The sequence below is a fragment of the Pseudoalteromonas sp. NZS11 genome (assembly GCF_015864765.1).
GTDB lineage: Bacteria > Pseudomonadota > Gammaproteobacteria > Enterobacterales > Alteromonadaceae > Pseudoalteromonas > Pseudoalteromonas arctica.
In genome coordinates this window covers 267284-281026 of the sequence record NZ_JADYWP010000001.1, presented here as the reverse complement: position 1 = coordinate 281026, position 13743 = coordinate 267284, and the positions used below count along the sequence as shown (strand labels likewise).

17 protein-coding genes and 1 tRNA gene are annotated in these 13743 nt (G+C 40.0%); 5 read left to right on the top strand and 13 right to left on the bottom strand.

The genetic code is table 11. The features are described 5' to 3' along the window. Positions 1 to 31 precede the first annotated feature (31 nt). The 8 genes from I6E82_RS01195 to I6E82_RS01160 all read right to left on the bottom strand — a co-directional run bounded on the left by I6E82_RS01195 (position 32) and on the right by I6E82_RS01160 (position 5705). Positions 32 to 802, bottom strand: coding sequence for a TIGR04219 family outer membrane beta-barrel protein (locus I6E82_RS01195; RefSeq protein ID WP_076923723.1), 771 nt, complete (start codon positions 800 to 802; stop codon positions 32 to 34). Between the two features lie 3 nt (positions 803 to 805). Further along, complete coding sequence (locus tag I6E82_RS01190; RefSeq protein WP_002957928.1) at positions 806 to 1792, bottom strand: DUF2333 family protein; 987 nt, start codon at positions 1790 to 1792, stop codon at positions 806 to 808. A gap of 8 nt (positions 1793 to 1800) precedes the next feature. Continuing rightward, positions 1801 to 2310 carry a copper chaperone PCu(A)C gene (locus I6E82_RS01185; RefSeq protein WP_024599245.1) on the bottom strand — a complete coding sequence of 170 codons (510 nt, stop codon included), beginning with the start codon at positions 2308 to 2310 and terminating at the stop codon, positions 1801 to 1803. 79 nt (positions 2311 to 2389) lie between these two features. After that, positions 2390 to 2716 carry a hypothetical protein gene (locus I6E82_RS01180; RefSeq protein WP_024599244.1) on the bottom strand — a complete coding sequence of 109 codons (327 nt, stop codon included), beginning with the start codon at positions 2714 to 2716 and terminating at the stop codon, positions 2390 to 2392. A gap of 170 nt (positions 2717 to 2886) precedes the next feature. Then, positions 2887 to 3093, bottom strand: coding sequence for a PspC domain-containing protein (locus I6E82_RS01175; RefSeq protein ID WP_024599243.1), 207 nt, complete (start codon positions 3091 to 3093; stop codon positions 2887 to 2889). 10 nt (positions 3094 to 3103) lie between these two features. Then, entirely contained in the window at positions 3104 to 3784 is a 681-nt protein-coding gene (locus I6E82_RS01170; protein ID WP_197116478.1) for a PspA/IM30 family protein, read from the bottom strand. 244 nt (positions 3785 to 4028) lie between these two features. Beyond that, the gene (dusA, locus tag I6E82_RS01165) at positions 4029 to 4961 is read right to left on the bottom strand and encodes a tRNA dihydrouridine(20/20a) synthase DusA (RefSeq protein ID WP_024594008.1); all 933 of its coding nucleotides are present in this window, start codon (positions 4959 to 4961) and stop codon (positions 4029 to 4031) included. A gap of 123 nt (positions 4962 to 5084) precedes the next feature. Next, positions 5085 to 5705 carry a MarC family protein gene (locus I6E82_RS01160; protein WP_024589771.1) on the bottom strand — a complete coding sequence of 207 codons (621 nt, stop codon included), beginning with the start codon at positions 5703 to 5705 and terminating at the stop codon, positions 5085 to 5087. Positions 5706 to 5800: 95 nt separating this feature from the next. On the opposite strand from I6E82_RS01160, the gene I6E82_RS01155 reads away from it, so the two are divergent. From I6E82_RS01155 to I6E82_RS01145, 3 genes are all read left to right on the top strand, one after another. Next, complete coding sequence (locus tag I6E82_RS01155) at positions 5801 to 6238, top strand: transcriptional repressor (protein ID WP_024599240.1); 438 nt, start codon at positions 5801 to 5803, stop codon at positions 6236 to 6238. A 75-nt stretch (positions 6239 to 6313) separates the two neighbouring features. After that, positions 6314 to 6781, top strand: coding sequence for a chemotaxis protein CheX (locus I6E82_RS01150; protein WP_007580265.1), 468 nt, complete (start codon positions 6314 to 6316; stop codon positions 6779 to 6781). Beyond that, the gene (locus I6E82_RS01145) at positions 6778 to 7206 is read left to right on the top strand and encodes a secondary thiamine-phosphate synthase enzyme YjbQ (protein WP_197116476.1); all 429 of its coding nucleotides are present in this window, start codon (positions 6778 to 6780) and stop codon (positions 7204 to 7206) included. The genes I6E82_RS01150 and I6E82_RS01145 overlap by 4 nt, the downstream gene beginning before the upstream one ends. A gap of 209 nt (positions 7207 to 7415) precedes the next feature. Here I6E82_RS01145 and I6E82_RS01140 read toward each other — a convergent pair. Both I6E82_RS01140 and orn read right to left on the bottom strand, forming a co-directional pair. Then, positions 7416 to 7491 (bottom strand) — tRNA-Gly (locus I6E82_RS01140). Between the two features lie 121 nt (positions 7492 to 7612). Beyond that, positions 7613 to 8158, bottom strand: a complete 546-nt coding sequence (orn, locus tag I6E82_RS01135) for an oligoribonuclease (protein ID WP_197116474.1) — start codon at positions 8156 to 8158, stop codon at positions 7613 to 7615. A 121-nt stretch (positions 8159 to 8279) separates the two neighbouring features. Here orn and rsgA point away from each other — a divergent pair, with 121 nt between their 5' ends. After that, on the top strand, positions 8280 to 9338 hold the full coding sequence (gene rsgA / locus I6E82_RS01130; protein WP_010554253.1) for a small ribosomal subunit biogenesis GTPase RsgA: 1059 nt from the start codon (positions 8280 to 8282) through the stop codon (positions 9336 to 9338). 15 nt (positions 9339 to 9353) lie between these two features. Beyond that, entirely contained in the window at positions 9354 to 10220 is an 867-nt protein-coding gene (gene asd / locus I6E82_RS01125; protein WP_024608018.1) for an archaetidylserine decarboxylase, read from the top strand. Positions 10221 to 10620: 400 nt separating this feature from the next. Here the strand turns inward: asd and I6E82_RS01120 are convergent, their stop codons facing one another. Genes I6E82_RS01120 through I6E82_RS01110 form a run of 3 tightly spaced genes read right to left on the bottom strand, consistent with a single transcriptional unit; the run spans position 10621 to position 13743 of the window. After that, positions 10621 to 11370 (bottom strand): HesA/MoeB/ThiF family protein, encoded by a 750-nt coding sequence (locus I6E82_RS01120; RefSeq protein ID WP_197116472.1) that lies wholly within the window; start codon positions 11368 to 11370, stop codon positions 10621 to 10623. A gap of 35 nt (positions 11371 to 11405) precedes the next feature. Continuing rightward, on the bottom strand, positions 11406 to 12941 hold the full coding sequence (thiE, locus tag I6E82_RS01115) for a thiamine phosphate synthase (RefSeq protein ID WP_197116470.1): 1536 nt from the start codon (positions 12939 to 12941) through the stop codon (positions 11406 to 11408). A gap of 10 nt (positions 12942 to 12951) precedes the next feature. After that, a complete protein-coding gene (locus tag I6E82_RS01110; RefSeq protein ID WP_197116468.1) occupies positions 12952 to 13743 on the bottom strand; it encodes a thiazole synthase in 792 nt (263 codons plus the stop codon).

Genomic DNA, 13743 nt, shown 5'->3' with positions numbered 1-13743 from the left:
TGCCACGCTTTGTTTAATTAGAAAATACTAATTAAAAATGAACCTGAATACCCGCAAATGGGCCAGATGCATCAATATCAGTAGTAATATCATCTACATCATCAAGTTCTAATACCATAGAGCGGTAACCGGCTTTAACAGCAACATCTACTGCTAGGTTATCAATAAGTTCCCACGCTACGCCTACTTGGTAATCTTGTACTTTGCTATCGTCAATAGCCAAAAAGCTACCTTCAAAAAATACACTTAAACCAGTAAATGGTAAGCCAGCTTCGGCACGGCCGTATGCAAGAGGAACAAAACCGGAGAAGTCTTTGGTTTCGGTAAAGTTAGTACCACCATTTTGGGTAGTGCCACTTACAACAATATCACCGTCAAACTGTTTAGCATTTAAACCTAGATCTATTGAAATTAAGTCATTATCAAAAATTTCATAATAAAAAATATAATCAATATGCGTTAAATCACTTACCGTATTTACAGTAGAACCAACAACATAATCAGAACCATTGAAGCTAAATGTATCTGTAAGCAGCGCTGAACCATTTAGCTCAAGCTCTGTATACTTTAATTTAATATTTGGAACTAGTGGCACTGGGTGCTCAAGCGCCGCGTAGTAACTTACAAAAGTCTCATCTTCAAAATCAAAATCTTGAGATGCATTATTTTTGTAAGAAAATTGGCCATCGTTATCTGACTTCCATCCATCAACACCTACATATAAACCTAATAGGGTGTCAGCTTGCGCCGCTGGTGCTAAACATGCCATTGAAAGGGCTGCTGCTAAACAATACTTTTTCATTTTTTATCCTTGAGCTAGTAGTTCGCTAAGTTCGATTAAAGCCGCATTGGCTCTAGAAATATAATTTGCCATAACTAAAGAGTGGTTAGCAACATAGCCAAAACCATTCCCGTTTAAAATAAGTGGGCTCCATACTGTTTCTTGAGTTGCCTCAAGTTCACGTATGATTTGTTGTAAACTTACACGTGCATTTTTCTTTTCAAGTACATCATTAAAGTCATACTCTATCGCTTGTAAAAAGTGTAGTAACGCCCAAGTAGCACCGCGCGACTCGTAAAACACGTCGTCAATTTCTAACCACGGCGTTCTTACTTGTTGCTGCAGTGGAGCAAGAGTTGCTTGTTTATTAGATGAATTACCTGCTAAATCGGTATTCACTTTTTCTTGGCCTACACTGGCGCTTAAACGCTGACTTAAACTACCTAAACGTTTTTCAGCTTCTTTAAGCCAACTACGTAAGTTATCTGCTCGTGCGTAAAATTGGCTATCGCGCTCATGCTCGTTAGCAATTTGGCCTCGATATACCATTAAGTAGTCAATACCTTTTTGGTACTCACCTTCAGCACTTGGCCATGCCCATGCTTCAGAGCTTATATTAAACTGTGGCTGCGCCTTTTTAAGTGCTTCATGTTCAGTAGACTGTGATTGTGAACGACTAAAATCTTTTCGCATAGAAAGCGATAAATCACGTACCATTTCTAGCGCACCATATTCCCACGCTGGCATATCATCCATAATAATACTTGGCGGTATTACATCATTTGATAAGTAGCCACCCGGTTTATCGAGTAAGGTATTGGCTACTGTAATCAATGTAGAAGTAGTTACATAACCCGTTACTATTTTTTCATTACGAAGCTGTGCTTGCTCTTTCGCGTTTGCAACAACGTCAAAACGTGAAGGTTCAGTGCTCCAATAAACAGCAATTGCGTAAAAAATGATAAGCAGTAAAACAACTATTCCTGCTATTTTTCCTTTATGTTGCGACATGTGTACTCCTAATGGTGAGCGTGTTGAGTAGAAGGTTTCGACTGTTTAGCTTGCGCTTCAAGCGACACGACTTGAGCATTAGTAAATAAGCGATTACCGTCACTAAAATATAGCGTGAGTTTACGTTCTTGCCCTACTTTTAATGGCTCTTGTGGTTCAAATACCATTAAATGATAACCGCCAGGTTGAAAACTGACACTTTCATGCGCTTTAATTTCAACCGATTTAACTTGTTGCATTTTCATCATGCCGTCTACATGTGAGTGCTCGTGTATTTCAACACGGCCCAAGCCATCAAGCGTTGCCTTAGTTAAAGTTGCTGCTGTTCCGCCGTGATTAGTAAGCGTTAAGTAACCTACAGTTGAAGTACTGCCAGGTAAAAACTCTCTAACTTGCGCGTTAGCTACTTCGAGTACAGCCACATCAGAAGCATGTTCGTGTCCTGAGTGCGCCGCCAACGATGACGAAAAAAAACTAAATAGTAATGCAGAAGCCATCGAAAAACATAGTTTCGTCATCATTCTTATCCTTATGAAAACTTTAAATTACAGGCTAAATTTAACATAGTTAACCTATAATAGTCAGTCAAATTAAGGATTAAGAGGCTACTTTTTTGTTATCGGCAACAAGCCAACACAACACTGCAACAAATAGTAACGGCCATGCAATCATTATAGATCCAAATAAAAGCGCTAAAACAGTCCCTGCTAACGCCACTACACCCGCACCTACTAATCCCATAGTAATTAAAGCCACTACCGCAACTACAGTAACAATTGCGGCCAAAGCGCCTACAAGCTCTAGCCCTGCCCAGCTAATATCAGCAATCCATAACGGCAACTGCCAAGAGTCGACATGCACAAACGCTATTAAATCAGTAAACAGTAATAAATAGATAATTACACATACTGCCAAAGCTTTCATAGTAATTCTCCCTATACCAACCGGCTTATATACGGGGTCTATTTAACGATAAGAAAATTGCGCTACAACTAGGAAAAATTTTTATATCTAGTTGTTATACATATAAATTTTAATAACGTTATAGAGTGACTTAATTCGTTAAATTGTTCAAATATTTATGCCTGTTGGTATTAATACTCTTTATTTTCAAGGCAGCAATGCGCAATAAAATAACCAAGAGCAACTGCAAACGGAAAGCTTAAAAATAATAAAATAGTTACTAAGCGCGTTGCCCACACCGGAAAATCTAATCGATGCGCCAAACCACTACATACACCTGATATTTTTTTATTTAACGTATCTTTATACCAACCACGTTGGCGATTAAAGCTATTCATAATCTTCTCCTTAAGCAGTCTGTTTTAAATCAGTTTTTAAACTTGTTTTCAACTGAGCTAGCTCAGCATCTATTTTTTCATTTTTAACTAAGGCTTCAATTTGTGCAGCAGTCGTATTTGCAGAGTCGGTTAACTCATACGCTTCTATTTGCGCTTCAATACTTTCTACACGTTGCTCAACTTGCTCAAACCGAGATAATGCATTAGCTACTTTGTCGCTTTGTAACGTTGTACTTATCTTTTTTCTTGCAGCTGCTACATCATGGCGTTTAACTAATTGTGCTTGCTTCGTTTTAGCTTCTAATATTTTTTGCTGCAGGCGCCCACAATCAACTTTAATTTTTGCGATAGACTCTTGCAAAGTTTCTAACTGAGTTTGCTTATTTTCAATGCTTTCACTAACACGTTGCTTTTCAAGTAAAGCAGATTTAGCAAGGTTATCACTGCCTTTTTCAACCGCATGTTCAGCCTTGACTTGCCAAGCTGCTAATTCTGTTTTTTTAGTATCAATTTGACGATTAATTATTTTTTCTTCACACAATAAAGCAGCAGCTGTACTACGACACTCATTCAACGCATCTTGCATGTCGGTAAGCATTAGGTTTAAAAGTTTTTCAGGGTCTTCTGCTTTATCAAGCATAGCCACAATGTTTGATTGAATAACTTCATTTACGCGGTTAAATATTCCCATGGTATTCTCCTGTTGATTTTTAATTAATTTCAACAAGGAGATTCCAAGAGTTGTGCCAAGTTCATCAAAACAAAAATAAAACATTTAAAATCATAGTGATAAACAACAAGCATTCTAGTTTTTAGTGACTTCCAGCTGAACAACATAGAGTGTAATTGGCCAATAAATTATGATTTTGACTAATTTTTAGGATCAAAAAAACCACTCGAAAGTGGCTTAAGTTTAGAATTTTAAAAGCTTAGCTTTATTCTGGTACAAAGCTTAATGCTTTATCCATTACCGATAAATCAGCTTGCTTACCATGACCACTTTCAGAGAGGTGGCGTCTAAAACCGCGTGCACCAGGCTGCCCCTGAAAAATACCGAGCATGTGACGTGCAATATGCCAAAAATTAGCACCCAAACGCATTTCTTCTTCAATGTAGCTGTACATTGAGCGCACTACGTCGTGGCGTGATTGTGTGTTTGCAGCATCACCATAAATTTTCTCATCAACGTCATTGAGCATAAATGGGTTACTGTAAGCTTCACGCCCAATCATTACACCATCGATATGTTGTAGATGTTCTAGGCTCTGCTCAATTGTTTTAACGCCGCCATTTAGGCTTAAGTCTAGCTGCGGATAATCTTTTTTAAGTTGATAAACACGTGGGTAATCAAGCGGTGGGACTTCACGATTTTCTTTCGGGCTTAAACCATTGAGCCATGCTTTACGAGCATGAATAATAAAATCATCACACCCTACTTTATGAGACGCTTCAATAAGCGCACATAAAAACTCATACGAATCTTGCTCATCAATACCAATACGCGTTTTAACAGTTACAGGAATACTTACTTCGTTTTTCATTGCTGCAACACAGTCCGCAACTAATTGAGGCTCAGCCATTAAGCATGCGCCAAATCGACCATTTTGAACTCTGTCTGACGGGCAACCTACATTTAAATTTATTTCGTCATAACCACGCTCACCTGCGAGCTTTGCACATTGCGCAAGCGCTTTAGGATCAGAGCCACCAAGTTGCAGTGCAACTGGGCCTTCGTGTTTATTAAAATGTAAGTAGTCGCCTCGACCAAATAAAATAGCCCCTGTGGTTATCATTTCAGTATAAAGCACAGTATGTTTAGTCATTTTGCGATGAAAAGTACGACAATGGCGATCAGTCCAATCGAGCATTGGTGCCACAGAAAAGCGTCTATCCAAAGTACATTTATTCAAAGCAAACCTCAGGGTATTAAAGTTATTAAGCACAGCTTAAAAGGCGCTGCATTTTACACAAAAGCCTGGCAGGCATCAATGTTAAGAGAATACCTGCAAGCCAAAATAATGGGCTATGCCATTTAAAATATTGGTAACCGCAACCGAGCTTAAAATAAGCCCCATAATTCTACTTATTATACTTGCACCACTATCACCAATTAATTTATGTACATGCGTTGCAAGCAGTAACAAAACCAGTACAACCGCTAATACAGCAAGCATCATTGAAGACGTTAGTAACTGCTCAACCCATGTATATTCTTCGTTGCGAGTCATTAATACGGCGCCTAACATAGCGCCAGGGCTCGCAATAGATGGAATCGCTAACGGAAAAATAGCGGTTTCAGTACTATCGCGTACACTTTTAATTTCGGCTTCAGGTTTACTTTCACCAAATATCATTGAAAGCGCAAAAATAAGTAATATGATTCCGCCGGCTATTTGAAAAGCCGAAAGTGGGATTTCAATTGCGTTAAGTAATTGCTCACCTGCGAGAACAAAAAATAAGAGCACTAATGCAGATACACCTACCGCTTTAAATATAACTTTACGTTTAAATTTCTCATCATCACCACGTGTGACTGCAATAAATACAGGGACAGTGCCAATGGGGTCAATAACCGCAAAAAAGAAAATAAATATAGCCAATAGTTCGTGCATTACTGGGTTTCCTAGGTAAAAAGCGCTTAATAAAAACGCTGCAACTACAACACAGTATGTTAGTATACCACGGTAGCATAAGGATAAGAGTAATGATGAATATAGAATCACTCGTAAGTAAAGCAAAACAAGTTTGTGACAACCGTGGTGCGCGTTTTACGCCTATCCGCGAGAAAGTATTTCGTCTATTAGCCAGTGCACAAGGTGGTGTTGGTGCATACGATTTGCTTGAGCAATTAAAAGTAACTGAAACAGGTGCTAAACCTGCAACTATTTATCGTGCATTAGACTTTTTAGCTGAACTAGGTTTTATTCATAAAATTGAAAGCACAAATGCATTTATGCTGTGCCATCATTTTGATCATATTCATCCTGTACAGTTATTAATTTGCGATACCTGTGGATTTGTTAAAGAGTTGCACTCAACCGTTATCTCTCATGAGTTAAATAATTTAGCCGCTGAAGGTGGCTTCGTTGTTTCTGGACAAACAATAGAAGCACATGGCAAATGTGAGTCTTGTAGAGCATCATAATCCCCCAAAATTATCCTTAGTGGCTATACTAATACTATATAGCCATTTATTAGCCCCAATTTAAGAGTACCCACTATGAATGTAGAGTTCATCAATCCGTTTTTATCATCTTTAATTAATGTTTTGAGCACTATGGCTCAAACTCAATTAAAACCGGGTAAACCTCGCATTAAAACTGATGAGATTGCCTGTGGTGATGTATCAGGTTTGATTGGTATGGTTGGCCCGCAAACGCGAGGATCATTTTCAATTACGTTTGATGAAGGGCTAGCATTAACCATTATGGAACGTATGCTTGGCGAAAGGCCAGATACTATAGATGAAGAAGTAACTGACATGGTTGGCGAGATAACCAACATGGTAACCGGCGGTGCTAAAAACTTACTAGGCGAAAAAGGCTTCGACTTTGATATGGCAACGCCTATTGTGGTGTCGGGTAAGGGTCATACAATTACTCATAAAAGCCAAGGTAAAAAGATTATCATGCCATTTAGCTGTGACGCTGGTAATGCAAACATTGAAGTTAGCTTCGATAAACTATGAGTTGGCAGCAAAAGCAAATTACATTAAAACCTCGCCCGCGAGGTTTTCATATAATTGATGACGAAATATTGTCTCAACTTCCTGAACTGGCAAATTACAAAATAGGCTTGTTACATTTATTTATTCAGCATACCTCAGCAAGTCTTACCATAAACGAGAATGCAGACCCCACTGTTCGTATGGACATGGAAAGCCATTTCAATAAATTTGTTCCTGAACGTCAACCTTATTATCGTCACGATTATGAAGGTGATGACGACATGCCCGCACATATTAAAACCAGTACGTTAGGCTGTGAGTTAAGTATTCCTATTTCAAATGGTTATTTAGCGTTAGGTACATGGCAAGGTGTTTACTTGGGGGAGCATCGTGACTCTGGTGGCTCAAGGCGAATTATAACGACTATTCAAGGGGAGCTGTTTTAACACAAGCTTCAGGTTTCAAAGTATTAGCTCTTCTGTACCTCACTCATACCTCATAACTTCAAAGTACGACACCTTTCTTGTAGGCACGAAGCGATAGCTTCTAACAACCAAAACTTCAATGCAGAATATTACACATAGAATAAAGTAGATGAGAGATATTTTAAATTATGATTTTTAATACAGAAAATTTTGAAAGGATATAAAATGATTGGAGCGGTACACGAGGCTCGAACTCGTGACCTCGACCTTGGCAAGGTCGCGCTCTACCAACTGAGCTAGTACCGCATTTTAATTATGGATATAAAACGACCACAATAAAAACAACTCAAACACACTAACCCCGCGTGGGTTATCGTCTTGAGCGGGGCAGGATTCTACAATAATCCGATGTGTTTGCAAGTGTTTTTTACAAATTAAAGAAATTTTCTCTATAGACTTTTAATTCCATAATCGAATCTTTAATATCATCCAGAGCAAGGTGTGAGCCTTTTTTGTTCACTTTTGCAAGAACTTCTGGTTTCCAGCGACGTGCTAATTCTTTAATAGTACTTACGTCAAGATTTCGGTAATGGAAAAAATCTTCAAGCTCGCGCATATATTTATTCATAAAGCGGCGATCTTGCCCAATTGAATTACCACACATTGGTGATACACCCGCAGGCACCCACTGTTTTAAAAAATCTAAAGTTTGTGCAACGGCATACTCTTCATCGAAAGTACTTGCTTTACAGCGCGCTGTTAAACCTGACTTTCCATGCTGAGTAGTACACCACTCGTCCATAACATTTAGTAATTCATCACTTTGATGAATAGCGATAGTTGGCCCTTCGGCTAATATATTCAAGTCTGCGTCAGTGACAACCGTCGCAATTTCGAGTATTTTATCGGTCTCTGGTTCGAGCCCTGTCATTTCAAGATCGAGCCAAATTAAATTTGATTTATTAATAGTCATAATTACCTAAGCGGTGCTTTCCTTTAGATCCAACGCATTTCGATATATCATATTAGCATCAACCGTCGAGCTAAAGCTTTTTTTAGGAAAAGCGACATTTAACTAAGGTTATAGGCCTCCAGTGGCAAAACAAAAAAAATTAAGTAAAGGCCAATCGCGTCAGATCAAGGCCAATCACCAAAAGCGCATTAATAGCGCAGACTCAAGACCGGCTAAAAAAGGGGCGCAAGAATGGCAAACCGATAACTTAGGTCAGGTCGAGAGCGCAATTGTGATCAGTCGTTTTGGCCAACACGCCGATGTCGAAACTGAAAATGGCGATGTACTTCGCTGTAATATACGCCGTACTGTGTCTAATTTAGTATGTGGTGATGAAGTATTATTTCGCCGTGCCAAAGTAAGTGAAGGTGATTTAGCCGGTGTAATTGAAGCCACGCAAGAGCGTCGCTCGCAACTTACCCGCCCTGATTTTTACGACGGTGTTAAAGTTATTGCAGCCAACATTGACCAAATACTCATGGTATCGGCGGTATTACCCGAATTTACACCCAGTATTATCGACCGTTATTTAATAGCCTGTGAAGATATGGGCATTGAGCCAATTTTAGTGCTCAATAAAACCGATTTAATTGACGAAGCAGGCCTTAACGAAATACAAAAAGTTCTCGATATCTATCGTAAACTTGATTACCAAGTACTCCTTGTTAGTAATATATCAGGCGATGGTATCGATAAATTAAAAGAAGTACTTGTTGATAAAAATAATATTTTTGTTGGCCAAAGTGGTGTGGGTAAATCAACCCTCGTTAATACTGTATTGCCTAACGCTGAAATATTAACTAAAGAAGTATCTGAAAACAGCGGCTTAGGCCAGCACACAACAACTGTTTCACGCCTTCACCATTTACCAAGTGGCGGTAACCTAATCGACTCGCCAGGTATTCGTGAGTTTGGTTTGTGGCATTTAGATGTTGAGCGTGTAACGTGGTGTTTTAAAGAATTTAGAGAATTTATAGGCGGATGCCGCTTTAGAGACTGTAAACATTTAAACGACCCGGGTTGCATCGTTAAAGAAGCAGTAGCCGATGGAAGAATTTCTCAATTGCGCTTTGACAGCTACCACCGAATTTTAGAAACAATGGCCGATGGCCGTGCAGGCGCCCGTGCGCCTCGCGTATAATTTAGGAAAAATACTGTGAGTTTAGACAAATTTAAAATCGCAATGCAGTACGCAATGCCAAAACATTTTATTTCACGCGTAGTCGGCAAATTAGCTGCTGCAAAAGCGGGTGCTTTAACAACGACTTTAATTAAACTATTTATTAAGCAATATAAAGTAGATATGAGCGAAGCCCAATACCCAGATCCGGCTCATTATAAAAGCTTTAATGAATTTTTTACTCGCCCTTTAAAAGACGGCATGCGCCCAATGGTAGAAGATAGCAATATCATCATTCATCCAGTGGATGGCGCAATCAGCCAGCTAGGCGATATTGTTGACGGACAGCTAATACAAGCTAAAGGTCACGATTACAGCTTACAAGCGCTACTAGGCGGCTCACAAGATGACACAACACCATTTTTAGGCGGTAAGTTTGCCACTATTTATTTAGCGCCTAAAGATTACCACCGTATTCATATGCCAGTTGATGGCACACTAAGCAAAATGATTTACGTGCCAGGTGATTTATTTTCAGTAAACCCACTTACAGCTCAAAACGTGCCTAACTTGTTTGCACGTAACGAACGTGTAGTAGCAATTTTTGAAACTGAGATTGGTCCGCTTGCTATGGTACTTGTTGGTGCAACAATTGTAGCCAGTATAGAAACTATTTGGGCAGGTACTGTCACGCCACCAGCAGGTAGCGATGTATTTAGTTGGAAATACCCAACCACTGGCGATAACGCTATCACGCTTAAAAAGGGTGAAGAGATGGGTCGCTTTAAATTAGGCTCTACTGTGGTACTAGCATGGGGAGCTGATAAAGCTGAAATACTGGATGACCAACTACCAGAAGTGGTTACTCGCTTAGGTACTGCGTTTGCAAAAATTAACGATTAAAATAAATCGTTAATTAGAAATAAAAAAACCGCGTTTATTTAAACGCGGTTTTTTTATTTTTGTAGGCGTAAAGCCTGCTTACGCGTAAAGCGCCGCTTTTAATATTTATAACTGATACTTTACTTACTTATTGGCTTCTCTAAAGCGCAGCGCCCTCTAAACCTCTTTGTGAATAAATCACTTAAAATCTTATTGCACTAAGAGAAGCAAAAGAGATGTAAATGAGAAGACATCTGGCATAGAAATTACGAGCTTTGCTCGTCACGCCAGCAAGCTGTGCATCTACAAGTTTGGTGTAAGAATTTTGATGTACTGTAGGCGTGAAGCTTGCTCACGCGAAAAGCGCAGCTTTTAATTCTTTAACGCCACATGTAATAACAGGCACAAGCCCCTCAAAAACCTATTTACCACACTCTTTACACTCTGAATCTTTAATCACTTTAAAGTGCTGCTGCTTTAAAGTAAGCGCATCAAACGTTATAAATACACATCCCTCTGCATGCCCCATTAATAAGTTGAGCGTAAGTTGCGCCTGCATAGAGCCTATTACACCAAGTAGCGGGCTAATCACTCCTGCGTTACTGCAATTGATAACTGGTGTAGCTTCGCTTTGTGGAAAAACACAGCCATAACATGGGCTATCACTTTGCCTAAAATCAAAGCCCATTAACTGCCCTTTGGTTGCCAATGCAGCACCAGAAATTAACGGTGTTTTATTAGCAATACAATAACGATTAACGCAATAGCGAGTGCTAAAGTTATCAGAGCAATCAAGTACGATGTCAGCACCTTTTAGCATGTTAACTGCATTATTCTCATCTAACTTTTGGCAATGCGTTACTATGTCTATTTGATTATTCAGACTCGCTAATACTTTACCCGCTGCAGCGACCTTGTTTTGCCCTAAGTGGTTTATTTTATAAAGCACTTGGCGCTGTAAGTTTGAAAGCTCAACTTCGTCATCGTCAATTAAAATAAGCGTTCCAATGCCCGCCGCAGCTAAATACAAAAGTGCTGGGCTACCTAAACCACCAGCCCCCACTACTGCAACCGTTGAGGATTTAAGTGCTAACTGCCCTTCAAGCCCAACTTCTTCAAGCAACAAATGGCGGCTATAACGAAGGGTTTCTTTTTCGCTTAGCTCATTCACGTTTACCAGCCTTGTTAGTATTGCCCTTGTTAATATTAATTTGCACTGCTTATGGCTACTTGCAGAGCACTTATAGCCTCTACGTAATTATCAGCCTCGGTAATCGCACGCACTACGGCAACACTGCCTACGCCGGTTTCCGCTACCTGCTTTGCACGGCTTAAATCAATACCGCCTATTGCCACTGTTGGATAGCTTTGCATAAGCGGTACAAATTTGATCAGCTTTTCAAGACCTTGTATCTGCCCTGTCATATCTTTTGTTGTGGTTGGGTAAATAGCACCAAATGCCATGTAACTAGGGCGATAATTATGCGCACGCAGCATTTCATAAAAGCCATGAGTAGAAAGCCCAAGCCTTAGCCCAGCGTCTTTAATAGCGGCTAAATTAGCAATGTCTAAATCCTCTTGCCCTAAATGCACACCATACGCACCATGTTTAATAGCTAGCTGCCAGTAATCGTTTATAAATACCTGTGCGTTGTATTGCTTGCCCAGCTCAACAGCTTGCTTAATGAGCTCACCAAGCTCGTCTTGCGTTTTATTTTTAACGCGTAACTGCGCTGTTTTAATGCCTTGTTGTAGACACTTTTCTAACCAATCGGTGCTATCAACAACCGCATATAAGCCCAGCGATTTACTTTCACAAGGTGCAAAATCAGCAGCCATATTAAAATCAAGCGGCACATCAAAATCTAGTTCATCGCCCAGCCAGCTACCTGGCTCAATTACTTGTGGGTAGTCAGCTAAATTAGTGGGAAACGAGGTCTGAGCAACCGGTCCAATCCCCTCGCCGTATCGAACAGACTGTTTTAGCCCTTGGTTTATATATGCCTTAGCTAAAATAAAGGCATCTTTTAATGGGTAGTCTTTAGCTAAACATGCAGCAATTACCGAAGCCATGCTACACCCGGTGCCGTGGTTATGCGGTGTTTGTATTTTTTGATTGCCTAACCAGTATTCTTCACCATTTTGCGTATTACTATCAATACAATAATCAATGCAGTAGCCACTTGGGTAATCCCAATGTCCGCCTTTAATAACAACGGCTTTTGCGCCCCAGCTTAACAGCTTATTAGCCGCTTCTTTTATTGCAGCCGGGCCAATTAAATACACACCGGTTAATAACTGTGTTTCGTGTGTATTTGGAGTTATTACATCCACCAGCGGCAGTAAACATTCTTTTATTGCGCTTACCGTGTCTTCTTCTGTTAGTAAGTCACCGCTTGAGGCAATAGCGACAGGGTCATATACAATAACGGGAGGCACAGGCCATTTAGCTTTATAATGACTTATATGTTCGCTGATCAACTGAATTTGCTGCACATTGGCTAACATGCCAATTTTTATCACTTTGGCTTTCATGTCTTTTTCAAGCGCTAGTAACTGCGATTCAATAATATCGGTAGACACTGCATTAATAGCCTCTACGCCTAAACTATTTTGTGCAGTAAGCGCCGTAATTGCCGTGCAGCCATGTACACCAAAACTTTGCATTGCTTTTATATCAGCTTGAATACCGGCACCGCCGCCAGAATCAGAACCGGCAATTGTCCATACTACGTTATTCATATTCTTTCCTTCACTGCTGATGCCAAAATGGCATACCCATTGTTGGGGTTGATGGGGATGCAACGTCTTTTTCCGGCATCGCTTTTGCTTTGTATGCAAAGCGCCCCGCTTCTACTGCGGCTTTAAATGCGCGGCTCATAGTAATTGGGCAACCCGCCCCTGCAATGGCTGAATTTAATAATACCGCATCATACCCCATTTCGAGTGCTTGGCAGGCATGCGATGGCAAACCTAAACCGGCATCTACTATTAATGTGGTATCGGGTAAGCGCTCTCGAATAGTTTTTAAATTATAGCTATTTAACAATCCCTTACCGGTGCCTATTGGTGCCCCCCATGGCATAAGCACCTCACACCCTAGCTCATTTAAACGCTGGCAAAGTACTAAGTCATCGGTGCAATAAGGCAATACTTTAAAGCCATCATCAATCAATATTTTTGTGGCTTCAAGTAACGCAAAAGGGTCTGGTTGTAAATTGTAATCATCGCCAATCAGTTCTAACTTTATCCAATCGGTAGAAAATACCTCTCGGCACATTTTTGCAAGCGTTATCGCTTCTTTAACACTGTGGCACCCTGCGGTATTAGGGAGTATTTTCAAACCGGTATTTTTTATTAACTGCCAAAAATCATCACCCGCTGCTGCACTTTGTTGGCGCCTAAGCGATACGGTTACAATTTCAGCCCCAGAGGCGACTATTGATTGGGTCATAATATCGGGCGACGGATAAAGTGCAGAGCCTATTAATAAACGACTCTTTATTTGCTCTCCATAAATAGTTAAACAGTCTTTAGTTTGCAT